Below are 25,272 nucleotides of genomic sequence, written 5' to 3' on the forward strand. Positions count from 1 at the left end.
TCATGGTCATCGGCTGGTACGCCTGCCGCACCCGCATCCGCCACATCGCCGAAACCCGCGACGGCTACACCGGCACCTCCCCCGTCATCGCCAACGCGCCGGCGGATACCTTCAAGAAGTAACGGCCTTCGGGCTTAACCGCCGACGGCGGCACCTGGGTTCTGGAATTCCGGAACCCGGGTGCCGCCGTCGGGCGCTTAATGCGGTGGTCCTCCTACTGTGACGGTTTGACCACCATGGCCGAGCCGCCGCCGCGCCTGACCGGCTCCGCGGCGGCGAGGGTCCGGCCGTCCTTCAGGAATTCGATGGCGGTGGCCGCCCCGATCTCCGAGGCGGAGGTGAAGGAGTCGCCGGACGGGGTCAGCGTGTGGCCGAATCGCGAGGTCAGGGCTGCCCCGTACTTGTCGATGAAGGCAGGCTCGGCCGTGACGCTGGCCGTGTTCCGTTGCGACGCACGCGGCGCGGCGATGGCGTCCGGGGTGCTCATACCCAAGTCGATCTTGTTCACCAGGGTCTGCAGCACCGTGGTGATGATGGTGGAGCCACCCGGGGAGCCCAGGGCCAGGAACGGCTTGCCGTCCTTCAGCAGGATGGTGGGCGACATCGAGGACCGCGGCCGTTTGCCCGGCTCAATCCGGTTGGGATCGGTGGCGCTGTACACCGTGGAGAAGTCCGTGAGCTCGTTGTTCAGCAGGAAGCCGCGGCCGGGGACCACCATGCCGGACCCGCCGGTCTGTTCGATGGTCAGCGTGTACTCCACCACGTTCCCCCACTTATCGGAGACAGTCATGTTGGTGGTGGAGATGTTTTCGGTGTCCTTCTCCTCGGCGGCAGCAGCCGGGCCGGCCGGGCAGGCGCCGTCGTAGGAGGTCACGTCGCCGGGCAGGACCGGCTTGGTTGCGGCGTGGGTTGGGTCCAGCTCGCAGGCGCGTTCCTTGCCGAAGACGGGATCAGTCAGGGCTTTCGTGGGGACTTTCACGAAGGCAGGATCGCCGACGTACTTCCCGCGGTCGGCAAACGCGAGGGCACTGGCTTCGAGGTAGTGGTGCAGGACGGCAGGCTGGTCTGCCTTCAAGGCCGGCAGGTCGAAGACGTCCAGGATGTTCAGGGACTCCCCGACGGTGGTGCCGCCGCTGCTGGATGGTGCCATGCCATAGACGTCATAGCCGCGGTAGTTCACGTGAGTGGGGTCCTGGTCCACCGCCCGGTAGTTTTCCAGGTCCTCCGCCGTCATGGAGCCAACGGGAACGGGAAGCTTGGTGTCCGGGGACTTGGGCGGATTCTGGACGGTGTTGGCGATCTCTTCGGCGAGCGGACCGTCGTAGAACGCGTCCATTCCGTTGCGTGCCAGCAGCCGGTAGGTGTCCGCGAGGTCGTGGTTCTTGAAGACCGAGCCCACCTCCGGCAGCTTGCCGCCCTGGAGGTACAGGTCCTTGGTGGAGGTGAACGCCGCGAACCGCGTCTGGTTGTCCTGTGTCTGGTTGCGGAAGGTCTCATCCACCACGAAACCTCGGTCCGCCACCTTGATGGCCGGTTTCAGTGCCTCCCCCAGGCTGATGCTGCCCCAGCGGTCCAGCGCACGTTCCCATGTGGCCGGGGTGCCGGGCACGCCCACGGAGACGCCGCTGGTGACCAGTTCAGGGGTGAACGGGTAGGGCTTGCCGGTAGCGGGATTGATGAAGGCATCCGGCTTGATTCCGGCCGGCGCAGTCTCGCGGCCGTCAATGGTGCTGACCTTCCCGGATTTGGCGTCGTAGTAGACAAAATAGCCGCCCCCGCCGATGCCGGCGCTGTAGGGTTCGGTGACGCCCAGCGTAGCTGCGGCGGCAACCGCGGCGTCCACGGCGTTCCCGCCCTTCCGGAGGACTTCGATGGCCGCTGTCGACGCTTCCGGGTCCACCGTGCTGACCGCGCCGCCGTACCCGGTGGCCGTGGGACTCTTGTCGGTCTGCCGGGGGTCCGCTGCAGCGGGACTGATAGCCCCGGTGGTCACGCCGATGGCCAGCGCCGCCGTCACAGCAGCGAGCCGGCGTCCGAAATGTGGCATGGTGGCTCCTTAGTGGGGGTTCGTGTGATGGTGGCCACGCTACTCTTCGGGTAGGACACACTCAACGATTCCGAAAGGAAGGGCACCATGCCTGGTGGATCCAAACTCGCCGTAGTGGGGGCCGGGAGCGTAGGCACGTCGCTGGCCTACGCCGCGCTGATCCGCGGCTCGGCAAGCAGTATCGCCCTGTTCGACGTCAATGCGCCCAAGGCCGAAGCGGAGGCCCTGGACCTTGCCCATGGCAGCCAGTTCGCCGCGGCGTCCGCGACGGTGGCCGGCGGCGGGGACATCGCCGTCACGGAGGGTGCCGACGTCGTGGTGATTACCGCGGGTGCCAAGCAGAACCCAGGGCAGAGCCGCCTGGACCTGGCCGGCACCAACGTCCGGATCCTTGAACAGCTGATGCCGCAGCTCCTGGAGCGGGCGCCGGACGCCGTCTACGTCCTCGTCACCAACCCGTGCGACGTCCTGACGGTCGCGGCCCAGCGCATCTCCGGGCTGCCGCCGGAGCGGATCTTCTCTTCCGGCACCGTCCTGGACACCTCCCGGCTGCGCTGGCTGCTGGCCCGGCGTGCAGGTGTCTCCGTCACCAGCGTGCATGCCAGCATGGTGGGCGAACACGGCGACACCGAATTTCCGCTGTGGTCCGGGGCCACGATCGGGCCTGTCCCGATCCGCGACTGGACGGACGGCGGCGGGCGGGTCTTCACCTCCGAGAACCTGGCCGCCACGGCCCGGGACGTGGTGCAGGCCGCGTACAAGGTCATCGCCGGCAAGGGGGCCACCAACTATGCCATCGGCCTCTCCGGCGCCCGCATCGTGGAGGCGCTGCTGCGCGATGACAATGCCGTCCTCCCCGTCTCCACGGTGTTGTCCGGGCAGTACGGAATCTCGGGAGTGGCGCTGTCACTTCCCAGCGTGGTGGGCCGCGGCGGGGTGCACCGGGTCCTGGACACACCCATGGACGGCGGCGAACTGGCGGCCCTGCAGGTTTCCGCTGACACCTTGCGGAACACGATGGACAGGCTGGGGATCTGAGCGGGGCCACGGGGACGGGCGGCCGGCGTCATGCAACGCCGCCGCAACCCCGCCCGCTGCGCGGTTCGCATATGCTCACCTGAGATGTCCACACTGGCTCAACGACGAACCAACAGGAGCAACCCATGACCAACTGGCGGATCAGGGATTTCCACTCAGCGGACCTCGACGGGATCCTGCACCTTTGGGAGACCCTGAAGACGAACAACGTCGAACCTGTGTATGCGCTCTCCGAGGTCCTCGCGTCCTGCGAGAAGGACCACGCGGTGGTGGCGGTTCAGGGCGACCAGGTGGTGGGCGCCGCGGTCGGACGCGCCGCGCACGACCAAGGGTGGATCGTGTTCCTGGCCACCCTCCCCGAATACCGGGGCCGCGGCATCGGCACCTCGCTGCTGGCCGCCGTCGAGAGCCGGATGGCCCCGCACGGGCTGAACAAGCTCTCAGCGCTGATGCCGGAGTCCGAAACGCGGGTGGAGGCCTTCCTGGGCAGGGGCTTTGCGCTGCAGAAGAACCTGCGGTACTTCGAGCGCACCATTCCGGTGCAGCGCCAGGAACTGGGGGCCCTGGGCCAGCTGGGCGGCCGCGTCCTCGCCCGGGACCTGTGGGAGAACGTGGCCGGCATGCGCAAGGAAAAGGAGCTGCTGGAACGCCGCCTGGTGCTCCCGCTGGCCGAGGCGGACCTTGCGGATGAATTCGGCGTGGTGCCGCCGCGCGCCGTCGTCCTCTTCGGCCCGCCTGGCACCGGCAAGACCACTTTCGCGAAGGCCATCGCATCCCGGCTCGAGTGGCCGTTCGTGGAGGTGTTCCCGTCCCGGCTGGCCGGCGACCCGCAGGGCCTGGCCGGTGCGCTGCGGGAGACCTTCCTGGAGATCGCGGAGCTGGAGCACGCCGTGGTGTTCATCGACGAGGTGGAGGAGATCGCGTCCCAGCGGGCCGGTGATCCGCCGTCGCCGCTGCAGGGCGTGACCAATGAGCTGCTGAAGATCATTCCGGCATTCCGCGAGCAGCCCGGCCGGCTGCTGGTGTGCGCCACCAATTTCATCCGGGCGCTGGACTCCGCCTTCCTGCGCCACGGCAGGTTCGACTACGTGATTCCCATCGGATTGCCGGACCGGCAGGCACGCGAGGCGATGTGGCAGCGGTTCATCCCCGCGGCCGTGGTGGACGCCGTGGACGTGGAACTGCTGGTGGAACGCACCGAAGGGTTTTCGCCGGCGGACATCGAGTACGCTGCCCGCAGCGCTTCCCAGCGGGCTTTGGAAAAGGCAGTGTACGACGACGGCGGGCTGGCATCGGGCGGTGACGCTTCGGTGCGCGAGGCGGTGCGGAAGGGCCCGTCCACCCAGGATTACCTGGATGCGGTCGGTGAAACGCGCACCACCGTCAGCGCGGAGGTGCAGGCGGATTTCCTGGAAGACATCGGCTCGCTGGGCCGGGTCTAATCCCCGGAAACGTCGTCGTAGGAGAGGTTCTCGTAGTCGGTGTCGTCGTCCTCGTCCAGCATGGCGTCGAATTCCTCCAGCAGCCAGGGGTTGATCCGGGCCAGGATCTTGCGGGTTTCCTCCACGGGAACCGCCGCGTACAGCACCGGCCGGGCGTCGTCGTAGCGGGTGACGGGCGGTTTGTCCGGCCACTTTTCCGCGAGGGCCTTCACCCGTTCGGGCAGCGAGTTATGGGCGTTGTCGGCAATTTTGACCAGGGTCGCGTCGTGGTCCTCGGCGATGAAGCGGATTCCGGCCTGGTAGTCGTCGGGGTTGTCGTGCAGCCGTTTGGTGACGCGCTCGATGATGCGCACGGCGCGCTCGGAGACGCCCATGTCCAGCAGCGCCTGCCGGGTGATCGGGGTGTCTTCCGCGATGTCATGCAGGTAGCCGGCGATCCGGATGTCGTCGTCGAAGTCCGCAAGGGCGTCGCCGACGGCCAGGACATGCTCGCGGTACGGCCGCTTGAGTTTGTCCTTTTGGCGGTTGTGGGCAACTTCGGCGAGGACCTTGGCAGTCTCCACCGTGAATCGCGGCCCGTGGAGGCTCGCGTCCGCGGTTCCTGTTTCTGGCATGGGTCCAGCCTACGCGCCCGCCCCGGGCACGCCCGGCCACGTCCATGGCTCCATGGGGAGCGAGCTGGGGTCAAAGGACTCCAGGGCATGGTCCAACGGACCGGGCGGAAGGCCCACGGATTCGAGGATGGCGTCGCGGACCCGGGTTGCGTCCACCCTTGCCGTTGCCAGGTCCGCCAGGGTCACGGCGCCGTCGCGCTTCGCCAGCCGGGCGCCGTCGACGTTTACCACGAGGGGCACATGGGCATATTCCGGTACGGGAATATTCAGCAGGGACGCGAGATACGCCTGGCGTGGCGTGGACGGCAGGAGGTCCCCACCCCGGACCACCTGGTCTATGCCCTGCGCGGCATCGTCCACCACCACCGCGAGGTTGTACGCGGTGACACCGTCATTGCGGCGCAGCACAAGATCGTCCACCACCCCGGTGAACTCGCCGTGCAGGGTGTCATGGACCGTGAATTCGGTGACGTCCGCCCGCAGCCGGAGGGCCGCGGGCCGGGTGGAGCGCTTGAACTCCAGGTCCGCCCGGCCCAGGTTCCGGCAGGTCCCCGGGTAGGCGCCTTGGGGAGCGTGCGGCGCGGAGGCTGCTTCCTGGATTTCCCGGCGCGTGCAGAAGCACTCGTAGGTGAGCCCCGCCTGTTCCAGGCCGGCAATCGCCCGGGCGTAGAGGGGCCCGCGTGTCGTCTGCCGCACCACGTCGCCGTCCCAGGTCACGCCGACGGCCTGGAGGTCCCGCAGCTGTCCCGCCTCTGATCCGGCGCGGGCGCGGTCCAGGTCCTCCACCCGCAGGAGGAACGCCCGTCCCGTGGATCGGGCAAAGAGCCAGGCGAGGATGGCGGTCCGCAGGTTTCCGACGTGCAGGTCACCGGAGGGACTGGGGGCGAAACGTCCGGCGGAGGTCATAAATCCACCTTAAACGGAACAGCACAAGAGCCCCTCAGCTACCGATGACTTCGGGGAATGCCGACGTCGGTAGCTCAGGGGCTCTTGCCGTGTGATGCGGAATGACATTGGTGTGAACATGAGTCAATCTGCGGCAGCGTCCTTGCGGGAAGCTTGGTCCAGGGACCGGGTGGTGTGCCGGGGATCCTGTAGCCTGCGGGACTGCGGCGGTAGCCTGCATCCCTTATTGCCATGATTTCAGCAGATGCCCTACAGTAGGCGCAACCGAGGTCACTCGGACTGGGCAGACTGACTAATTGACGATGCACAGCAAAGCAGGAAGTGGTCAGATTGCAGGAACTCGATTCGACCGACCGGCGCATCCTGGCCGCGCTTGATAACGATCCACGGGTGCCCATCATGGTGCTTGCCCAGAAACTGGGCCTTGCCCGCGGCACCGTCCAGTCGCGCCTGGAGCGGATGGCTGCTTCGGGCGCCCTCCGCCCCAACAGCAGCCGGGTCCTGCCCTCCGCGCTCGGCCGTGGCGTGGCCGCAGCTGTCAGCGCAGAACTGGACCAAAGCCACCTTAACGAGGCGATCGCTGCGCTGCGCAAGATCCCCGAAGTCCTGGAATGCCATGCCCCCGCGGGGGACACTGACCTGCTGATCCGCGTGGTGGCCAAAAGCCCCGACGATCTCTACCGGGTCTCCGAGGAGATCCGCCTCTGCCCGGGCATTGTCCGCACCTCAACGAGCATGTTCCTGCGCGAGGTCATCCCGTACCGGACCACCGGGCTCCTGCAGGAAGGGCAGGGGTAGCCTGGCGCCCCCAGGGCAGCTCTCCCCATCGCCGCCGGTCGGCGGCTGCGGCTAGGCTGGCACGGGATCCAACAGGGGGAAAATATGGCAGGGAATTTTTACGGCGGTGATGTGGCACAGCTCCGGCAGCTTGCCAAGGACCTGTCCAGGAGTGCGAGCCGGCTTGAGTCCCTGGGCCAGCAGCTCTCCAGCAGCATCGCTTCAGGGCTGTGGAAGGGGCACGACGGCGACAGGTTCCGCAGCGAGTGGACCTCCTCCCACGCCAGGTTGCTGAGGTCTGCCACCGCAGGGCTGGAATCGGCGTCCAAAGCATTGCTGGCCAACGCGGACGAGCAGGAGAAAGCCAGTGCCGGCGGTTCCGGCGGGACGGGAACAGGAGGCTCGGGCGCGTCCGGTGGCGGTACTGCGCAGGAACTGACGGATCTGCTGACCGGCATGTCCCCCTCGGAGCGGCTGCAGTACCTGCAGGGCGCGGAGTTCCGCCAGTGGGCCCTGGCCAACCCGGAGGCAGCCAAGGCAGCAATGGACGCCGCCGCAGATTCCGGGCTGATCGAGAAGAAGTCCCCGGAATATGCGGACTTCCTCAGCTCGTACTGGAACAACCAGGCGATGCTGCAGATGGGGATCGATCCCTCCACCTGGGACACCTCCAAGGGGACCGAATACAACTGGAATACCATCCGCAGCGTCTACGACTACTACGGACAGGCCTACCTCGCGAACCCCGACCTCCAGTGGGCTGGAATGGCCAACATGATCGGGCCATCGTTCGCCGGCGGTTTCCGGGACATGGCCATGCTGCGGGACTTGGCCCGCCAGATCGCGGACAACCCGGCCTCCGATGTTCCCCTGCCGGTCCTGGACCAACTGGAGCAACTGGCGGGCATGACCGATAGTGAGATCCGCTTCTATGAGACCAGCATGCTGGACATGAACAAGGAAATCTTCCTGGACCAGGGCCGCCAGCACCAGGCCTACCTCAACGGCGGCATCGAAGAAATCAACCGGCTCCGCGACTCAGGCGCCATCGATCCCGAGACGGCGCGTGCATGGGCCCAGGTGGACTCCGGCATTCCGGATGAAGTTCGGAAGGGCAATACGGCCCTGCTTTACCGCGAGCAGAACGACATCATCGCGGACGACTACGACTCCATGCGCAGCCACCCCGGCGGTGAAGCCGTGACATACATGGTGACCCTCGCCGGCGAACCCTCCATCCCGGGCGCCAGGAGCTATCCGGAGGTATTTCCTTACAGCTTCAGCGTGGAAAGTCCCGGCCCGCAGAACATCCCGTTCACCAACTGGGACAACCCGGCCCAGTTCCGCACCGATTTCACCACCGGCTTCCCGGACGGCAACATCGCCAACGCGGACCAGCGCTGGAACCTTATCAAGCAGGACACGCTGCCTGCCTATCAGCATCTGTTGGCAACAGATCCGGCCCGCGCGGCCGGGATCATCGGATCCGACTTCGATGCCCGGGTGGACCAGTACCGGCCCACCAACAACATCCCTGCCATCATGGGCCGCTTCCTTGATGGTTTCGGAGCCGAGGTGCACCAGTGACGACGCCCTTTCTTCCTGCCGGCCGCGCACTGCGGCCGCGTGCCGGCGTCGTCCTGGTCCTCCTGGCCGCTGCTGCACTGGCGGGCTGCGCGCCCGCCGCCCCGACCTCCACTCCGCCGTCCGCCTCATCACCTTCCGCAGGGAGCACCGTGCACACTTCCGAATTTTCCACCCTTGACGCCGCCGGCGTGGATGCCATCCGCGAGACGAGGACGGCCCGCCTGGACATGCGCTCGGGCAGGCTGCAAAAAGCGTCGGTGAGGCTGACCGACGACAGCTTTGGCCCGGAGATCAACACCCGCGACCTCGGCAAGATTTCCCTGACCATTGCCGGTCCCACCGGAGACGTGCAGGCCGAAACAGACCGCATCCGCTTCAGCACCACGGAACAGGAGCCCGATTTCCGCGAGGTGACCTATTTCCTGACTGCAGGGTCGCTGGAGGAGTACACCGGCCTGATCCGGGACGGGGTTGAGAAGTATGGGGTGGACTCTGCCGCCGCGGAGAGGTGGATCAGCAGCATGGAAAGCAATCCGGGCACCAAGAGCAATTTCTCCATCACGTCCGGCACCAGCACGGGACTTGAAGTGAACTACGACCTCCGCTACGACGGCTCAAAGGACGTCCAGGTCATCATCGTCCACATCAACCCGCTGACCTAGCCTTCCTACACGGGCGGACCGGCGTTGGACTTGAGGTTCTTCATCACGAGGGTGGACGTCAACCGCTCCACCCCGGGAAGCGATGTCAGTTCGGTGTCGTAAAAACGCTGGTAGGCGGGCAGGTCTGCGGCGATGATCTTCAGCAGGTAGTCGGGCGAGCCGAACAACCGCTGCGCCTCCACGATGTTGGGATTGTCCGCCACCCGGTTCTCGAAGATTTCCATGGTGGGACGGTCCACCTGGCGCAGGGTGACGAACACGATCGCCTCGAAACCCAGGCCGACCGCCGCCGGGTCAATGTCCGCCTTGTAGCCGCGGATCACGCCGGACTGCTCCAGGTCACGCAGCCGGCGGTGGCAGGGCGCCACCGTCAGCCCCACCTTTGCGGCGAGCGCCGTGGCAGTCATCCGGCCATCCTCCTGGAGGTAGCGCAAAATATTCCTGTCAATGTCGTCTATCACGCAATAAACATACTGCCCGCACCGCGAGGCGGGCGAAAACCGGACAGCACTTATGGCGTGATTCTACCTAAGGTTGCTCTTGAGACACCGTCGACAGGAGAACCCCCGTGAATCCCCAGCTGTTCCTGGCCTTTATCGTGGTGGCCGCCGCTTTGGCCTGCACGCCGGGAGTGGACTGGGCGTACACCATTGCCGCCGGCCTCCGGCAGCGCAGTTTCGTGCCGGCGGTGGCGGGGCTCTGCGGTGGCTACATCCTCCACACCGTCCTGCTGGTGGCAGGCCTGGCGGCGCTGTTGGCCGGAATGCCTGGCCTCCTGGGATGGATCACCCTGGCCGGTGCGGCCTATCTTCTCTGGCTCGGCATTGGGACCCTCCGGTCCTGGCGGGGTGCAAGCTTTGGTGCCGCGGCGGCGGGCGGCTCCGGAACGCGGCTGCGCACCTTCCTGCAGGGCATGGGGACCAGCGGGATCAACCCCAAGGGGCTGCTGTTCTATGTGGCGCTGATTCCGCAGTTCGTCAGCGCGGACGCCTCCCTGCCGGTCCCGGTGCAGTCGGGACTGCTGGGTATGACGTTCGTGGCCCTGGCGGGACTGGTCTACACGGCGGTGGCACTGCTCTCGAGGACGCTCTTGCAGAGCCGGCCCGGGGCTGCGCGCGTGGTGACCCTTGCCAGCGGCATCATCATGGTTGTTTTGGGGACCGTCCTGCTCGGCGAGCAGGTGGTGCCGTTCCTTGCCGGCCGCGCCTAGTCACCGCTGAGTTCCTTCCAGTCCTGCTCCCACATCCGCCGCATTTCCTCGTCCTTGCGGATGGGCACCGGCGCCCCGATTTCCCGTTGCGGCTCCGGGTCCCCGCGCCGGCGTCCCCAGTCGCGCGGATTCAGGGACCGCCGGCTTGACTCCAAGACCAGCAGCGCGCGGTCCGTCAGGGCGTCGTTGCGGAGTGCCAGGTGGGTCTTGCGGCGGCGCAGGACCTCGGCGATGGCCTGCTGCGCCGCGTCCAGCCGACCTTCCCGGCGCAGCGCCCGGGCTCGGACCAGGAGCAGGGCAGCAGAGAGGTCGTCGGCGTTCAGCAAGCCCTCCGTCCAATCGATGACAGTGCGGCTCCGGCCAAGGTCCAGGGCCAGCGAGCAGCGGGCCAAAGCCATGGGGAGTGACGGCGGCAACCCCGAGAGGGCATCCAGGGCAGCCTCCGTGCGGCCTGTCTCGCGCAACGAATGGGCCAGGGCCAGGAACACCGACTCCTCGCTGAACAGCACCGGGATTTCCACCCGTTCAGCCAGTTCGATCCGGGTGATGATCCTGGTGAGGTAGGTGGAGGAGTACCGGTTGGCCTCCTCATCGTTCCGGGTGGTGAGCCCGCGCTGCAGGAGTTCGGAGGCACGGAGGTAGCCGCCGTGTTTGTACTCGAGGAGGCCTGCCATGAGGTAGCACAGCCCGGCCCAGCCGGGGTAGGTCCGCGCCAGGTAGATCAGCCGCTCGGGTTCGCGGCTGGAGAAAACCGCCTCGTGGACTGCCCTGGCGGGCTTTGACGGCAACCGCTTAAGCCGAGGAACCTCGCCGTCGATGGACAGCAGGGCCGGGTTCCGTCCGCCCAGCACGCCGGTAAGCAGGCCGCCCACGCCGCCGGCAAGGTCGTGGACCGGCGTCCGCAGCTGGGCGTGCCCGAACGGCGTGAGGTCACGGCTGTCCCAATAGATCGGTGCGGTGTCCCCGGCGCTCATCGTTCCATGCTAACCGGGAAGGGGCGGGGCCCCGCCGGGCGGTCAGCGGCCGGCGGCCGCAATCCATACTCCGACCACCCAGGTGCTGGCGGCCAGGCAGGCCAGCCCGAACTCGGCGAGCATCCCCAGGCCGGTGGCCTTCAGGGCAGCCCAACTGGACCTGGCCGCCGTCAGAAAATCCCTGGTGCGGAGGAACTCGCTGACCAGCAGGCCGGCGGCAAAACCAACGAAGAGTCCCAGCACCGGGATGATGAACATCCCCACAACGGCCGCCACGAGCGCCACCACGACGCTCCGGCTGGGGATGGCGTGCTGCTTGAGCTTCCTGCCGGTGAGCACGGCGCCGGCGGTCATGCCCGCGGCAACAAAGATCATGGCCACCGCGAAAACCACCCACCCCACGGTGCCGGCGCCGCCCCAGATGGCCCAGGCCAGCAGGCTGATGCCTACCAGGACGCTGCCGGGAAGGACGGGGATGATGGTGCCGGCCACGCCCACCAGGATTCCCAGGCCGCACAGGATGGTCACCACGGTTTCGGAGGTCATGGTCCCCAGTCTAGGGGCGCTCCTCAAGCGCCCGACGGCGGTGCCTCCTTCCGCGAAGGAGGCACCGCCGTCGTTGCCTGTCCCCAGGCGAGGGCTTACTCCGCTTCCACCGCCGCGGCGACGGCTGCGGTGACCGCGGGGGCTACGCGGGGGTCCAGCGGGCTGGGCACGATGTAGTCGGCCGACAGGTCCTCGGCGGCCAGTTCAGCGATGGCGCGGGCGGCAGCCAGCTTCATGGCCGGCGTGATGCGGCGTGCGCCGGCGTCCAGCGCGCCGCGGAAGATACCCGGGAAGGCCAGGACGTTGTTGATCTGGTTCGGGAAGTCGCTGCGGCCGGTAGCCACCACCGCGGCGTACTTCACGGCTACCTCGGGAAGGACTTCGGGGTCCGGGTTGGACAGGGCAAACACAATGGCGTCCTGGTTCATCAGGGCCAGGTGTTCCTCGGCCAGCTTGGAGGAGGAGACGCCGATGAACACGTCCGCGCCGGCCAGCGCTTCGGCGGGGCCGCCGGTGATGCCGCGGGGGTTGCTGCGGGCTGCGATGTCCGCCTTCTTGCTGGCGGTGTCGGCCGCAAGGTCGGCGCGGCTGCTGTTGATGACACCGCGGGAGTCCAGCAGGACGACGTCGGTGATGCCGGCGGCCAGCAGGATCTCGGCGACGGCGATCCCGGCGGCACCGGCACCGGACACCACCACCTTGAGGCCTTCCAGGCCCCGGCCGGTCACCTTGGCGGCGTTGGTGAGGGCTGCCAGGGCCACGACGGCGGTCCCGTGCTGGTCATCGTGCATGACGGGGCAGTCCAGCGCCTCGATCAGCTTTTCCTCGAGTTCAAAGCAGCGCGGTGCGGAGATGTCTTCGAGGTTGACGGCGCCGAAGCTGGGGCGCAGCCGGACCAGGGTCTCCACGATCTCGTCCACGTCGGTGGTGTTCAGGACCAGCGGGATGGAGTCGAGGTCGCCGAAGGTCTTGAAGAGCGCCGATTTGCCTTCCATGACGGGCAGCGAGGCGCTGGCGCCGATGTTGCCCAGGCCCAGGACGGCCGTGCCGTCGCTGACCACGACCACCAGGCGCTCGGCCCAGGTGAGGGTGCGGGCAAGTTCAGGCCTGGCGTGGATGGCGCGGCTGACTTCGGCAACACCAGGGGTGTAGGCGATGGACAGGTCCCGCTTGTTGGAGAGCGGAACGGTGCTGGTCACGGACAGCTTGCCGCCTTGGTGGGCGCCGAAGATTTCGTCTTCGGTCAGGGCCGTCGCTGCTGAGTTGTCGGTGGCGGTAACTGCGTCAATGGACACGTCGTTGTCTCCTGGTGCTCGCCGTGGGCGCACGGCACATGGAGCTGGAACCCGGCCGGGCCCAGCGGGGAAAGTAGTGCGACCGGAAACCCAAGGGTGGCGGGTCCAGGGGGAACGCCGGGGGTGTTTCCGCCCTGCCGCTCCGGTGCGACCATGGTAGGCACCCACAAACGTCCGGCAGGAACGTCAAGGAACCGCTGATGCAGTGCCAAAAGGTTTAAGCAGGCGTTTTAGTGATCCAGATCACGGCATTATGGCGGATTTAATTGCGCATTGGTCTAGACCAGTTACGCGGATTTAGTCACTGTTAATCCGGATTCAGCCTCCGGAGACAAGCGACCGCAGGCTTTTTTGAGGTCTTCCTCGGCTTCGAAGAGGGAAAGCCGGCGGTTCCGCACGGACTGGACCAGACCAGTGACGGTCAGCAGGAGGACCCGCGCGCCCACCGCATCGCCGCACGCGCCGGCAACGAGCTTCTCGCTGAGCGCGTCGATCTCGCGCAGGAGCTCCGTGGTATCCCGCTCCGGCAGGTACACACTCCGGCTCAGGCACTGTTCCACGGCAGGCTGCATGACGCGCATGTGGAAAATCTCCATTACCAGGCCGGAGAGGGCACGTCCGCGGAAACGCGGCGATGATCCACGGGCACCGGCCTGCAGTTCGTCCAGCTGGTGCCGGAAGAGCGCGAGCATCAGGTGGGTGGGAGACGGGAAATACCGGTAGAGCGTCCCCAGCGGGACGTCGGCTCTTTCTGCGACTTCGGAGAGCTCCACAGCGTCCAGTCCCCTGCGGGCAAACCCTGCGGCGGTGTCGAGGATCCGCGCGTAACGGAGGCGCTGGCGGGGAGCGGAAGGCCGGGCGGCCATGGGCGGATGGTCTGAAAAAGTCTCGGGCATCAGCATTCCGGGGTTGTGTTTTAGGGGACTGCGGCCAGGAGTGCCCCCACTTCCGTACCACCCTGCAGCCCGGTTCAACTATACGGCAACCGCACCGAGCAGGTTGGTCAGCGGGCTTACCTTCGGCCGCCTTCGGGTCAGTCCACGCCCTTGATCTTGACGACGAAAACAGCGCCCAAAAGCCCGATGACGGCGGCGGTGAGGAACAAGGTCCGGTAGCCGCCCGCGTACGTCACGGCCACCAGCGCCAGGGCCGGGGCAACCACCTGGGGCAGGGAGTTGGCCACATTGATTACGCCCATGTCCTTACCGCGGCTGACGGCGAACGGGAGGACCTGGGTCAGCAGAGCGAAGTCCACCGCGAGGTAGGCACCGAAGCCGATGCCCAGGACCGCTGCCCCCGCGAGGGCGCCCGGCCACACGGGGAAGAACGCCATGATGGCCCCGGCCATGGCGATCGTGGCGGACGAACCGATGACGAACGGCTTCCGCCGGCCCACCCTGTCGCTCCAGGGACCGGCCAGCACGGCGGTGATCATCACCATCACGGCATAGATGCCGGTCAGGACCAGTACCCCCGCGGCCGGGTCAGGGTAGCCGATCACGTCCCGCAGGAAGAACAGCAGGTACACGATGGTCAGCTGGTTGCCCACGTTCACCAGGAACCGCGTCAGCCACGCCCAGGCGAAGTCCGGATACCGCACCGGGCTGATCCAGAAGCCCTTGGCAAAGACGCGGGGGCGGAACGCCTCCAGTTCCGACGCCGGCAGGACGGGATCGTTCCGGTGGAAGAGGTACGGCAGGACGGACAGCAGGAGGGCCGCGGCGCACAGCCAGTAGCCCACCATGAAGTTGCCGCCAACCACCGCCCCGAAGACGGCGCCGGTGAGGATGCCCAGGGTCTGGCCCATGGCCGCGAGCCCGCCCACGCCGCCGCGCTGGGCCACGGGCACCCGGTCCGGGACGGCGGCGGTGATGGCAGCATAGGCGGCGTTCGCACCCAGTTGCACCAGGCACCAGAAAAGCACCATGAGCGCCACGGCGCCGGAAAACGACATCGCCAGCAGGGCCGCCGTCGCCAGCACCGCCCCTGCCAAAATCCACGGGGCACGGCGGCCAAAGCGCGAGGTGGTCCGGTCCGAGAGGGCGCCGAAAAGCGGGTTGGCCACCAAGGACACGGCGGCACCGCAGGCCGTCACCAAGGAAAGGATTGCTTCCTTGCTGGGCGCGTCGATACTGATGGCCTGTTGGCCGATGAACACGTTGATCGGGCCGAAGAAGGCGGCGTTGATGCCGACGTTCACCAATACCAGGCCGGTGACCCACCGAGCGGTGACCTTCTGCACCGGCTCGGCGAGCGCCGCCGTCGCACTTTCCGGTGCGGAGCCGGGCGGCGGCAGAGGCTTCTTGGACAGACTCATTGGCTTGGCTCCCCCTGGTGCGGCCGGTTGGCGGTGGGAATCAGACTATCGTGGGCCGTACCTGGCCGCGGGGCCCCGCCCCGGTGCCCCGTCACTGAAGACCAAGGAGCAACAGATGAGCGCACCCACTCCCGCGGGAAACCCACCCGTGAACACTGCAGACCTCTATGACGAACGCGGCTCCGAACTGGCATCGATCTCCCTGCAGTTCCAGTCCCTGGGCGGACGGACGCATTTCAACGGCCCGGCCCGGACCATCCGGTGCTTCCAGGACAACGCCCTGGTGAAGTCGACGCTCGCATCCCCGGGGAACGGCGCCGTCCTGGTGGTGGACGGCGGCGGATCGCTGGGGACGGCCCTCATGGGGGACATGATCGCCGAAAGCGCCGTGGCGAACGGCTGGGCCGGCGTCGTGATCAATGGCGCCATCCGGGACCGGGAGGCCCTTGCCCGGCTGGACCTTGGGGTCAAGGCACTCGGCAGCAACCCGAAGAAGAGCCTGAAGGCCGGCGCCGGGGAGGTCGACGTGGACGTGGTGATTGACGGCGTGACCATCCGTGCCGGGGCCGCCATCTGGTGCGACCCGGACGGCATCCTCGTGGAGGCCTAGGCAGGGAGCGCCGCCCGGCAACGGCAACCGCGGAAAGTTGGCAGGGCGGGGAATAAAAAGTGCGAGTAAGATAGTTACTGAAAGCAACTATCGCTGCTTATATCCTTTTCTTCCCCTGGAGCCCCCATGTCCAAAGCCTCTGCCGCGCCCCGCGCCGGAGAAACACTGACGCAACGCCAGATCGTCACGGTAATGGTTGGCCTGATGCTGGGCATGTTCCTCGCATCCCTGGACCAGACCATCGTTTCGACGTCCATCTACACCATCGCCAACGATCTCGACGGGCTCTCGCTGCAGGCGTGGGCCACCACCGCGTACCTGATCACGTCCACCGTCAGCACCCCGCTGTACGGCAAGCTGAGCGACATCTTCGGCCGCCGGCCGCTGTACCTGACGGCCATCGCCATCTTCCTGGTGGGTTCGCTGTACGCGGGCTCGGTGCACTCGATGACCGAACTGGCCATTGCCCGCGGCATCCAGGGCCTCGGCGCGGGCGGGCTGCTGGCCCTGGCGCTGACCATCATCGGCGACATCGTCTCCCTCAAGGACCGTGCCAAGTTCCAGGGCTACTTCATGTCCGTCTTCGGTATTTCCTCGGTTCTCGGCCCTGTGGTGGGCGGCGCGTTCGCCGGATCAGCCAACATCCTGGGCTTTGACGGCTGGCGCTGGGTCTTCTTCATCAACATCCCCATCGGCCTTGCCGCCCTGACGGTGGTGTTCCTGTTCCTGCACCTGCCGGCGAAGCACCTGAAGCAGAAGATCGACTACTGGGGCGCCGCGGCCATCACCGTGGCGATAGTTCCGCTCCTGCTGGTGGCCGAGCAGGGCCGCTCCTGGGGCTGGGCCTCGGTCAACTCCTTCCTCTGCTACGGCCTGGGCGTCGTGGGCATTGCCTGGTTCCTGCTCGCCGAGAAGCGCGCCGGCGACTACGCCCTGATCCCGCTGCGGCTCTTCCACAACGTCACGTTCGGGCTGTCCTCGCTGCTGAACTTCATCATCGGCATCGGCATGTTCGGCGCCATTGCCATGCTTCCCATGTACCTGCAGCTGGTGAAGGGCCTCACCCCCACACAGGCGGGCCTGATGATGATCACCTTCACGGTGGGCATCCTGTTCGGTTCCATCACCGCCGGCCGCACCATTTCCGCGTCCGGAACGTTCCGCATCTTCCCCATCATGGGCACCGGCATCCTGACCGCTGCCGCCCTGGTGATGGGCTTCTCCCTGGGCGTGGACACCGGGTTGTGGGTTCCCGGCCTCATCGCCGTGTTCTTCGGCGTGGGCCTGGGCTTTTGCATGCAGCCCCTCACCCTTGCCATGCAGACCTCCGTTCCGCCGCGCGACATGGGCGTAGGCACCTCCTCCGCGGCGTTCTTCCGCTCCATGGGCGGCGCCGTGGGTACCGCCGTGTTCATCTCCATGCTCTTCAGCCTGGCCGCCAGCCGGATCGCGGACGGCATGAAGAGCGCCACCACGGATCCTGCCTACCTCGCCGTCCTGAAGGACCCCGCCGTCGCGTCCGATCCCGCCAACGCCAAGCTGTATGACTTCTTCAAGAACGGTGCCTCCAACGATTCGCTGAACGACACCAGCTGGCTGCACACGGCCAACTCCACCCTGACCAGGCCCATCACCGAAGGCTTCGCCACCTCGATCGACACCGTGATGCTGACCGCTGCTGCCCTGACGGGCCTGGCGTTCCTCATCAGCTTTGCGTTGCCGCGGAAGAAGCTGACGGACCAGAAGGCCTCGCCGCAGGACAAGGACGACATGCAGATTCCGGCCCATTAGGCCCGGAAGCGCACGGAGAAACGACGACGGCGGCACGGCCCGCCGTCGTCGTTTTTCGTTGCGGGGCAAGTTGTGGGGCAAGGGGCGTCAAGTGGAACCTGCGGCGGTGGCGTGCCACACTGTTTAGCGCGTGTGCGCCGGCCCTTTGGGCCGGTACAGCAGCCGACGACGTCCGCACCGCATCCATAAACCCCCAACACCAGGGAGAACCATGCCCACTGCACAGGAGCAGACAACCACCCGGATTCCACGGCGGGTGATCTGGCTGGCGCTCGCGGGGGCGGTGGGCGGATTCCTCTTCGGCTTCGATTCGTCCGTGGTCAACGGTGCCGTGGACGCCATGAAGGAAGAATTCGCGCTGTCCGAGGCCGTGACCGGCTTCGCCGTCGCCATCGCCTTGCTTGGCTGCGCCGCCGGGGCCTTCCTGGCCGGCAAGGTGGCGGACCGCTACGGCCGCATTCCCGCCATGAAGCTGGGCGCCTTGCTCTTCCTGGTCAGCGCCGTGGGCACGGGCTTCTGCTTCGGCGTCTGGGACCTGATCTTCTGGCGCCTGGTGGGCGGCCTGGGCATCGGCCTGGCGTCCGTGATCGCCCCCGCCTACATTTCCGAGATTTCACCGCGCAAGGTCCGGGGACGCCTGGCCTCCCTGCAGCAGCTGGCCATCACCACCGGTATCTTCGCAGCCCTGCTCTCCGATGCGCTCCTGGCCACGACGGCCGGTGGCGCGGACCAGTCGTTCTGGCTCGGTATCGAAGCCTGGCGGTGGATGTTCCTTGCCGCCGCCGTTCCCGCCGTCGTCTACGGCTGGGTGGCCTTCACGCTGCCTGAATCCCCGCGCTTCCTGGTGTTCCAGGGCAAGGAGGACCAGGCACGGACGGTCTTCGATTCGATTGCGCCCGCCGAGGACACCGACCGGCACATCCGCGACATCCGGGAAGCCATCGAGGAAGACAAGCTGGCCGGCCAAAAGGGCTCCCTCCGCGGCAAGGCCTTTGGCCTGCAGGCGGTGGTGTGGGTGGGCATCATCCTGTCCGTGCTGCAGCAGTTCGTGGGCATCAACGTGATCTTCTACTACTCCACCACCCTGTGGAAGGCCGTCGGGTTCCAGGAAAAGGACTCGCTGGCCATTTCGGTGGCAACGGCGGTCACCAACATCCTGGTTACCTTGGTGGCCATCGCCCTGGTGGACCGTATTGGGCGGCGCCCCATCCTCCTCACCGGCTCCGTGGGAATGGCGGTGTCCCTGGGCGCCATGGCCCTTGCGTTCTCCTCGGCAACGGGCAGCGGCGAGGACATCACCCTGCCGGGCGCCTGGGGACCGGTGGCCCTCGTGGCAGCCAACGTGTTCGTGATCAGCTTCGGCGCGTCCTGGGGACCGCTGGTGTGGGTGCTCCTGGGCGAGATCTTCCCATCCAAGATCCGCGCCCGGGCCCTGGGCCTGGCAGCTGCCGCGCAGTGGGTGGCCAACTTCGCCATCACCCTCAGCTTCCCGGTGATGGCCGCAGGCTCGCTGCCCCTGACGTACGCCATGTACGCGCTGTTCGCGGCGGCTTCCTTCTTCTTCGTGATGTTCAAGGTGCCGGAGACCAACGGAATGTCCCTCGAGCAGGCCGAGACGCTGTTCGTGCCCAAGGGTTCCAAGAAGGCCTCGTAACGCCGCCGCGGCTTTCGCTGGAAACAACAAAACCCTCCATCACCTGGCGTGATGGAGGGTTTGTTTGTTGTCGGGCCGCTTACACCACGTGCGGTTCGTGCGAGGAGAGGTAGGCCCGGCCGCCGAGGGCGATCAGGATGGCCACCACCATGGCCGCCGCGCCGGCAAAGAACGGAACCTGCGGGCCAAAGTGCTCACCGAGCTGTGCAGCCGCGAACGGGGCCAGCGCGCCGCCCATCCAGCGGACGAAGTTGTAGCCGGAGGACGCCACCGGGCGGGGCGAATCGGAGACACCCATGGCCAGTTCCGTGTAGATGGTGTTGTTGACGCCCAGCAGGGCACCGGCGACGATCACCAGGACGACGACGGCCGGCACCGAGTGCCCCGCCGCCAGGCCCAGCCCGGCCAGGTCCAGCATGAGCAGGAACAACGTGCCGGTCAGCACCTTGACGGCACCGAAGCGGGCCTGCAGCGGCGGTGCCACGAAGACGGAGAACACAGCCACGGCCACGCCCCAGCCGAAGAAGACGCCGCCGATTCCGTAGGCGTTCATGCCCAGGATGAACGGGGTGAAAGCCAGGATGGTGAAGAAGCCGTAGTTGTAGAACAGGCCGCTCGCCGCCGTCGTCCGCAGTCCCTTGTGGCCCAGTGCCAGCAAGGGGTCCCGCAGGCGGACCTTGCGCTCGGGCAGCGGCGTCTTGGGCAGCAGGGCGATCAGGGCGATGAAGGCGGCCGCCATAAGGACGGCGGTGCCGAAGAACGGTGCGCGCCACTGCCAGCCGCCCAGGAGGGCGCCCAGGAGCGGGCCGAGCGAGATGCCCAGGCCCAGGGCGGCTTCGTAGAGGATGATCGCGGTCCCGGCACCGCCGCTGGCGACGCCGACAATGACGGCAAGGGCCGTGGCCACGAACAGGGCGTTGCCCAATCCCCAGCCGGCCCGGAAGCCCACCAGCTCACTGACGCTGGCAGACAGGCCGGAGAGCGAGGAGAAGATGACGATGACGGCCAGGCCGATCAGGAGGGTCTTTTTGCCGCCGATCCGTGACGAGACAAACCCTGTGATCAGCATGGCGAGTGCAGTGACCAGGAAGTAGCTGGTGAAGAGCAGCGAGACCTGGCTGGGGCTCGCCTGCAGGTTGGTGGCAATGGCGGGGAGGATGGGGTCCACCAGGCCGATGCCCATGAAGGCGAACACTGCAGCGAGCGCGGTGGCCCACACCGCCTTCGGCTGCTTGAGGAATGAGGCCTTTTCAGCCTGCAGGGTGTTTTCTGGTGCCGGCAGGGTTTCTGCGAGCTGGCCGTCCATGGAGGGTACTCCTAAATTCGTCACTGGTTCAGTTCTGGAGGGAAGCGTTGATTTTGTCGATGACCGGCAGCGCGTCAGCCAGGGCTTTGCGGTCCTGGTCGCTGAGGGTGCTCAGGATGCCTGCCATCACCTGGTTGCGGCGCCGGTTTGCCGAGTCGACGGCGTCCCGGCCCTCGGGGGTCAGGATCACCCTGACAGCGCGGGAGTCGTTCGGGTCCGGTTCACGGCGGGCCAGCCCGGCGCGCTCGAGCTTGATGATCTGCTCGGTGGCGCTGGGGACGCGGACCCCGAGATTGCGGGCGATCTCGCCGACGCGCTGGCCCTCGTCAAGCAGCATCTTGAGGGTGCTGAGCTGGGCGGCGCTGAGTTCACCGTCGGCGTCGAGGCGCCGGACCAGGTAGACGCTGTGGCGGAGGGCCTCGCGGAATCCGCTGGCAAGTTCCTGGAGTGCGTTATCGTCGTTCATCGTTAGGCAGCCTAACATTTAGGGCACCTAACAGTCAAGGCTCAGAGCGTCAACTTCATCCCGACATGGCTGGCCTCGAAGCCCAGCTGCTCGTAGAACCGGTGCGCCGCGGAGCGGCTGTGGTGCGTGGTCAGCTGCATCAGGGTGCAACCCCGGCGCCGGGACTCCGCGACGGCCCAGCCCACCATCAGCTTCCCCAGGCCCTGCCCGCGAAGGGACGCGGCAACGCGGACGCCCTCGAGCTGCGAACGCCAGGCACCCTGCCGGGAGATGCCGGGAAGGAAGCTGAGCTGGAAGGTGGCCACCACGGGGCCGGCCTGGTCCCCCACCGGCACGGCCTCGCCGACGATCAAGAAGTGGGCGGGGTCGGCGTCGATCGCGTCAAAGGCCCGCTGGTAGGGCTCCATGTCCTGTGCGGTCTCGCGGCCGGCGCCCAGGGCGTCGTCGGCGAGCAGCTGCACCATGGCCGGGAGGTCGGCAGGGGTGGCATGGCGGAGGCGGAACGTACCGCCGTCGACGTCGGCGGTCAGCAAGGGAGTCACGGCACGTTGGGTATCGGTCACCTGCCCAGCTTGGCACAGGATCTGAGGGGGGGTTTGGGGAAAGCCTGCAAAAGGTGAGCGGGCGTTGCGGGAAAGCGGGCAAAAGGTGAGCGGGGGTTTCCGGGGTATTGCACGACGGACGAACGCCGGCACCCACTCCTGCGATGAAGTGGGTGCCGGCGTCGCTGGGATGGCGCGCGTCAGGCGGGGGCGCCTGCCAGTTCGGCCTGCCGTTCCTCCACGAGGGTGGCGACGGCGCTGAACAGCGGGTGGTCCGCTTCAAGTCCGGTGATCCTGGCCGTGGCATCAGCCGGGCTGGCGGAGCCGAGGATGCCCGCGAGTTCGGTGGCCTCGGCGTCTGCGGGATCGTTGAAGCGGAGTGCGGCAGCGATCGCGCCCAGCAGGGCCTCCGGCACCACGCCGCGTTCTGCCAACTCCGCCGCCGGGCCGATGAACCTCTCGTGGCGGCTCAGCTTCCGCAGCGGGGCGCGGCCCACCCGGTTGACGGTGTCCGGCAGGTAGGGGTTGGAGAACCGGACCAGGATCTTCTGGACATACGCCTCCTGCTCGTCGTTGCTGAACCCGTGCTTGGCCACCAGGAGCTGCTTGGTCTCCTCCAGCACCGCCCGGACATCTTCCGCCACATCCTGGTCCGCCATGGCGTCGGAGATCTTTTCCAGCCCCGCCTCAAACCCCAGGTAGGCGGCGGAGGCGTGCCCGGTGTTCACGGTGAAGAGCTTCCGTTCGATGTACGGCGAGAGGTCGTCCACGAAGGTGGCCCCGGGGATCACGGGCGCGGAGTCACCCAACGGGGTGCGGTCGATGACCCATTCGTAGAAGGTTTCCACGGTGACGTCCAGGCCTTGGCCGGGCTCCTGGTTGGGCACGATCCTGTCCACGGCCGTGTTCGCGAAGACCACCTTCCCATCCAGGGCCCCGGCTGCGGCGCCCGGCTGGGCGGCCACTTCCTTGGCCAGGATGTCCGTGGCGTTGATGGCGTTCTCGCAGGCCATCACCTGCAGGGGAGCCCGGCCGGGCTCCCTGGCGACGATGCCCTTGGCGATCACAGGCGCCACGAACCTCAGGATGTGCGGACCCACCGCTGTGGTGACGATATCCGCGGTCGCGATTTCCGCGACCAGCTCAGCCTCCTGGGTGTTGGAATTCAGCGCCCGGAAGTTGTCCACGGTCCGCACGGCGGGGTTCTCACCCACCTCGTGGACCGCATAGCTGTCCGCGGCCGCCAGCCGGGTGATCAGTTCATCGGCCACGTCCGCGAACACCACCTCGTAGCCGGCATCGTGCAGGAGCAGGCCCACGAAGCCGCGGCCGATGTTGCCGGCGCCAAAATGTACTGCCTTCACTATGAGTTGACCTTTCCGAAGAGCTCCAGGACTTCATCCTCGGACGTGGCAGCCTCGAGCCTGGCCACCTGCTCCTTGTTCGTGAAGACCTTGGCGATGGAGGACAGGATGTGCAGGTGTTCGTTGTTGATGCCTGCGACACCCACCACAAACTTCACTTCCTTGCCGTTCCAGTCGATGCCTTCGGGGTAGCGGATAACGGACACCGCGGACTTGCGGATGTGGTCCTTGGCGGCGTTGGTGCCGTGCGGGATGGCCAGGAAGCTGCCCATGTAGGTGGACACCGATTCCTCGCGCTCGTGCATGGCGGCGATGTAGCCCTCATCCACGGCACCCCGGGCCAGCAGGAGCCTGCCGGCTTCGTCAATGGCGGCGTCGCGGGTGGTGGCCGAACCCGTCAGGACTACGCTCTCCCGTGCCAGGATCTCGGAGGTCCCGGCCGTGGAAGCGGCGGTTCCTGCCGCGGCAGCGGGCGCAGCGTCCACCGGGGCTTCGGCGGCGTGCGCACCGTGGGTGGCGCCGGCGTCGCCCGAGCCTGCGCGCTCGGTGTTGCTCTCGCGGACCAGTTCAACAATCTCGTCATACCGCGGGCTGCTCATGAAGTTGTCCACGGAGTAGTGCACGGCGCTGGACGTCGCGGGCTTGGCACGCTCGGTGAGGTCCTGGTGGGTGACCACGACGTCGTAGCTGTCGGTGAGGTTGGCGATCGAGGCGTTGGTGACCTTGACGTCGGGGAACCCGGCGGCCTTGATCTTGTTCCGCAGCACCGAGGCTCCCATGGCGCTGGAGCCCATGCCGGCGTCGCAGGCGAACACCACGTTGCGCACCGGGCCGGCCAGGACGCCTACCCCGCCGCGGCCGGCGGCCGCACCCGCGGCAGTTCCGACGCCGGCGCCGGTGAGGGTTGAGGCGACCGAGCTCTTCTTGCCTTTCATCTCTTCCATGCGGGCGGTGGCGTCGCCGAGGTCCGCCTCATCGCTGTGCTTGGTGGTCCGCAGGATGACCGAGGACACCAGGAAGGAAACTGCCGCCGCGAGGACCACGGACAGGATCACACCGAAGTAGCTGTCGCGGGAGGTCTGGGCCAGCACGGCGAAGATGGAGCCCGGGGCGGCCGGTGCCACCAGGCCGGAGTTGGTGACGGCGAGGGTGGCGATGCCGGTCATGCCGCCGGCGATGGCGCCGAGGATCAGCAGCGGGCGCATCAGGACGTACGGGAAGTAGATCTCGTGGATGCCGCCGAAGAACTGGATGATGGCTGCGCCGGGGGCCGACGCCTTGGCTGCGCCGCGGCCGAAGAACGTGTACGCGAGCAGGATACCCAAGCCGGGGCCGGGGTTGGCTTCGAGCAGGAACAGGATGGACTTGCCCTGGTCCAGCGACTGCTGGACGCCCAGCGGGGTGAGCACGCCGTGGTTGATGGCGTTGTTCAGGAACAGGACCTTGGCCGGTTCGATGAAAATGCTGGTCAGCGGCAGGAGGCCGTTCTGGACCAGGAACTGCACGAAGTTGCCCGCAGCCGTACTGAACGCAGTGACCAAGGGGGATATGCCGTAGAAGCCCAGCAGGGCCAGCAAGGCACCCCAAATGCCGGCGGAGAAATTGTTGACCAGCATCTCGAAGCCGGGGCGGATCTTGCCTTCCCACAGCATGTCGATCTTCTTCATGGTCCAGCCGCCCAGCGGGCCCATGATCATGGCGCCGATGAACATGGGGATGCCGGCACCGACGATCACACCCATGGTGCCGATGGCACCCACCACGCCGCCGCGGACGTCGTAGACCATCTTGCCGCCGGTGTAGCCGATCAGCAGGGGCAGCAGGTAGGTGATCATGGGGCCAACGAGGCCGATGTTGGGCTTCCCGTCGGTTTCGCCGAATCCACCCAGCTGCGGCACCGGCAGCCAGCCCTTCTCAATGAAGAGGGCGGTGATGATGCCCCAGGCGATGAACGCACCGATGTTGGGCATGATCATGCCGGACAGGAATGTCCCGAACTTTTGGACGTGCACGCGCGCGCTGGTGCGGGGTTTTGCAACTGTCTCTGTTGCCATGTGATTTCCTAACCGTCATTCCTGCTGCTCCGCAGGATGGTCCGAATGATTACGACGACGTAGTGCTGGG

The 25,272-nt window shown here is 67.0% G+C and carries 23 protein-coding genes; 9 read left to right on the forward strand and 14 right to left on the reverse strand.

What is annotated here, in order from left to right:
* Positions 1 to 214: 214 nt before the first annotated feature.
* A complete protein-coding gene (gene ggt, locus DFO47_RS16310) occupies positions 215 to 2,047 on the reverse strand; it encodes a gamma-glutamyltransferase (protein ID WP_133832331.1) in 1,833 nt (610 codons plus the stop codon).
* Between the two features lie 87 nt (positions 2,048 to 2,134).
* Between ggt and DFO47_RS16315 the strand changes: the two genes are divergently transcribed.
* Together DFO47_RS16315 and DFO47_RS16320 are read left to right on the forward strand one after the other, a co-directional pair.
* Positions 2,135 to 3,085 carry an L-lactate dehydrogenase gene (locus DFO47_RS16315; RefSeq protein WP_133832332.1) on the forward strand — a complete coding sequence of 317 codons (951 nt, stop codon included), beginning with the start codon at positions 2,135 to 2,137 and terminating at the stop codon, positions 3,083 to 3,085.
* Between the two features lie 125 nt (positions 3,086 to 3,210).
* Positions 3,211 to 4,527, forward strand: coding sequence for a GNAT family N-acetyltransferase (locus DFO47_RS16320; protein WP_133832333.1), 1,317 nt, complete (start codon positions 3,211 to 3,213; stop codon positions 4,525 to 4,527).
* On the opposite strand, the gene DFO47_RS16325 is transcribed toward DFO47_RS16320, so the two are convergent.
* Together DFO47_RS16325 and gluQRS are read right to left on the reverse strand one after the other, a co-directional pair.
* Complete coding sequence (locus DFO47_RS16325; protein WP_133832334.1) at positions 4,524 to 5,141, reverse strand: HD domain-containing protein; 618 nt, start codon at positions 5,139 to 5,141, stop codon at positions 4,524 to 4,526. The genes DFO47_RS16320 and DFO47_RS16325 overlap by 4 nt on opposite strands.
* Before the next feature lie 9 nt (positions 5,142 to 5,150).
* Positions 5,151 to 6,047, reverse strand: coding sequence for a tRNA glutamyl-Q(34) synthetase GluQRS (gene gluQRS / locus DFO47_RS16330; protein ID WP_133832335.1), 897 nt, complete (start codon positions 6,045 to 6,047; stop codon positions 5,151 to 5,153).
* Positions 6,048 to 6,368: 321 nt separating this feature from the next.
* On the opposite strand from gluQRS, the gene DFO47_RS16335 reads away from it, so the two are divergent.
* The 3 genes from DFO47_RS16335 to DFO47_RS16345 all read left to right on the forward strand — a co-directional run bounded on the left by DFO47_RS16335 (position 6,369) and on the right by DFO47_RS16345 (position 9,073).
* On the forward strand, positions 6,369 to 6,845 hold the full coding sequence (locus DFO47_RS16335) for an Lrp/AsnC family transcriptional regulator (protein WP_026265119.1): 477 nt from the start codon (positions 6,369 to 6,371) through the stop codon (positions 6,843 to 6,845).
* An 84-nt stretch (positions 6,846 to 6,929) separates the two neighbouring features.
* Positions 6,930 to 8,411, forward strand: coding sequence for a WXG100 family type VII secretion target (locus tag DFO47_RS16340; protein WP_133832336.1), 1,482 nt, complete (start codon positions 6,930 to 6,932; stop codon positions 8,409 to 8,411).
* Positions 8,408 to 9,073: a hypothetical protein gene (locus DFO47_RS16345; RefSeq protein WP_133832337.1), complete on the forward strand. Its 666-nt coding sequence runs from the start codon at positions 8,408 to 8,410 to the stop codon at positions 9,071 to 9,073. The genes DFO47_RS16340 and DFO47_RS16345 overlap by 4 nt, the downstream gene beginning before the upstream one ends.
* Before the next feature lie 5 nt (positions 9,074 to 9,078).
* Here the strand turns inward: DFO47_RS16345 and DFO47_RS16350 are convergent, their stop codons facing one another.
* A complete protein-coding gene (locus DFO47_RS16350; RefSeq protein WP_133832338.1) occupies positions 9,079 to 9,534 on the reverse strand; it encodes an Lrp/AsnC family transcriptional regulator in 456 nt (151 codons plus the stop codon).
* A gap of 107 nt (positions 9,535 to 9,641) precedes the next feature.
* On the opposite strand from DFO47_RS16350, the gene DFO47_RS16355 reads away from it, so the two are divergent.
* On the forward strand, positions 9,642 to 10,283 hold the full coding sequence (locus tag DFO47_RS16355) for a LysE family translocator (RefSeq protein ID WP_133832339.1): 642 nt from the start codon (positions 9,642 to 9,644) through the stop codon (positions 10,281 to 10,283).
* Here DFO47_RS16355 and DFO47_RS16360 read toward each other — a convergent pair.
* The 5 genes from DFO47_RS16360 to DFO47_RS16380 form a co-directional block, all read right to left on the reverse strand.
* On the reverse strand, positions 10,280 to 11,257 hold the full coding sequence (locus tag DFO47_RS16360; RefSeq protein WP_133832340.1) for a hypothetical protein: 978 nt from the start codon (positions 11,255 to 11,257) through the stop codon (positions 10,280 to 10,282). The genes DFO47_RS16355 and DFO47_RS16360 overlap by 4 nt on opposite strands.
* 42 nt (positions 11,258 to 11,299) lie before the next feature.
* A complete protein-coding gene (locus DFO47_RS16365; RefSeq protein WP_133832341.1) occupies positions 11,300 to 11,803 on the reverse strand; it encodes a DUF456 domain-containing protein in 504 nt (167 codons plus the stop codon).
* Positions 11,804 to 11,898: 95 nt separating this feature from the next.
* Positions 11,899 to 13,098 (reverse strand): malic enzyme-like NAD(P)-binding protein, encoded by a 1,200-nt coding sequence (locus DFO47_RS16370; RefSeq protein WP_133832342.1) that lies wholly within the window; start codon positions 13,096 to 13,098, stop codon positions 11,899 to 11,901.
* Positions 13,099 to 13,385: 287 nt separating this feature from the next.
* Positions 13,386 to 13,994 (reverse strand): TetR/AcrR family transcriptional regulator, encoded by a 609-nt coding sequence (locus DFO47_RS16375; protein ID WP_133832343.1) that lies wholly within the window; start codon positions 13,992 to 13,994, stop codon positions 13,386 to 13,388.
* A gap of 137 nt (positions 13,995 to 14,131) precedes the next feature.
* Complete coding sequence (locus DFO47_RS16380) at positions 14,132 to 15,415, reverse strand: MFS transporter (RefSeq protein ID WP_133832344.1); 1,284 nt, start codon at positions 15,413 to 15,415, stop codon at positions 14,132 to 14,134.
* A gap of 115 nt (positions 15,416 to 15,530) precedes the next feature.
* Here DFO47_RS16380 and rraA point away from each other — a divergent pair, with 115 nt between their 5' ends.
* The 3 genes from rraA (at position 15,531) to DFO47_RS16395 (ending at position 19,470) form a co-directional block, all read left to right on the forward strand.
* Positions 15,531 to 16,025 carry a ribonuclease E activity regulator RraA gene (gene rraA, locus DFO47_RS16385; protein WP_133832345.1) on the forward strand — a complete coding sequence of 165 codons (495 nt, stop codon included), beginning with the start codon at positions 15,531 to 15,533 and terminating at the stop codon, positions 16,023 to 16,025.
* A gap of 126 nt (positions 16,026 to 16,151) precedes the next feature.
* Positions 16,152 to 17,816: an MDR family MFS transporter gene (locus tag DFO47_RS16390; protein ID WP_018763666.1), complete on the forward strand. Its 1,665-nt coding sequence runs from the start codon at positions 16,152 to 16,154 to the stop codon at positions 17,814 to 17,816.
* Between the two features lie 211 nt (positions 17,817 to 18,027).
* A complete protein-coding gene (locus DFO47_RS16395) occupies positions 18,028 to 19,470 on the forward strand; it encodes a sugar porter family MFS transporter (protein ID WP_133832346.1) in 1,443 nt (480 codons plus the stop codon).
* Between the two features lie 79 nt (positions 19,471 to 19,549).
* Here the strand turns inward: DFO47_RS16395 and DFO47_RS16400 are convergent, their stop codons facing one another.
* From DFO47_RS16400 to DFO47_RS16420, 5 genes are all read right to left on the reverse strand, one after another.
* Complete coding sequence (locus DFO47_RS16400) at positions 19,550 to 20,776, reverse strand: MFS transporter (protein ID WP_109864205.1); 1,227 nt, start codon at positions 20,774 to 20,776, stop codon at positions 19,550 to 19,552.
* 28 nt (positions 20,777 to 20,804) lie between these two features.
* Positions 20,805 to 21,242, reverse strand: a complete 438-nt coding sequence (locus DFO47_RS16405) for a MarR family transcriptional regulator (protein WP_133832347.1) — start codon at positions 21,240 to 21,242, stop codon at positions 20,805 to 20,807.
* 41 nt (positions 21,243 to 21,283) lie between these two features.
* Positions 21,284 to 21,775 (reverse strand): GNAT family N-acetyltransferase, encoded by a 492-nt coding sequence (locus tag DFO47_RS16410; protein WP_133832431.1) that lies wholly within the window; start codon positions 21,773 to 21,775, stop codon positions 21,284 to 21,286.
* A 209-nt stretch (positions 21,776 to 21,984) separates the two neighbouring features.
* Entirely contained in the window at positions 21,985 to 23,148 is a 1,164-nt protein-coding gene (locus DFO47_RS16415; protein WP_133832348.1) for a mannitol-1-phosphate 5-dehydrogenase, read from the reverse strand.
* Complete coding sequence (locus tag DFO47_RS16420; protein ID WP_133832349.1) at positions 23,148 to 25,202, reverse strand: PTS mannitol transporter subunit IICBA; 2,055 nt, start codon at positions 25,200 to 25,202, stop codon at positions 23,148 to 23,150. Before DFO47_RS16420 ends, DFO47_RS16415 begins: the two co-directional genes overlap by 1 nt.
* Between the last annotated feature and the right edge of the window lie 70 nt (positions 25,203 to 25,272).

The organism is Arthrobacter sp. AG258 (genome assembly GCF_004364695.1).
In the GTDB taxonomy this organism is placed as follows: Bacteria; Actinomycetota; Actinomycetes; order Actinomycetales; family Micrococcaceae; genus Arthrobacter.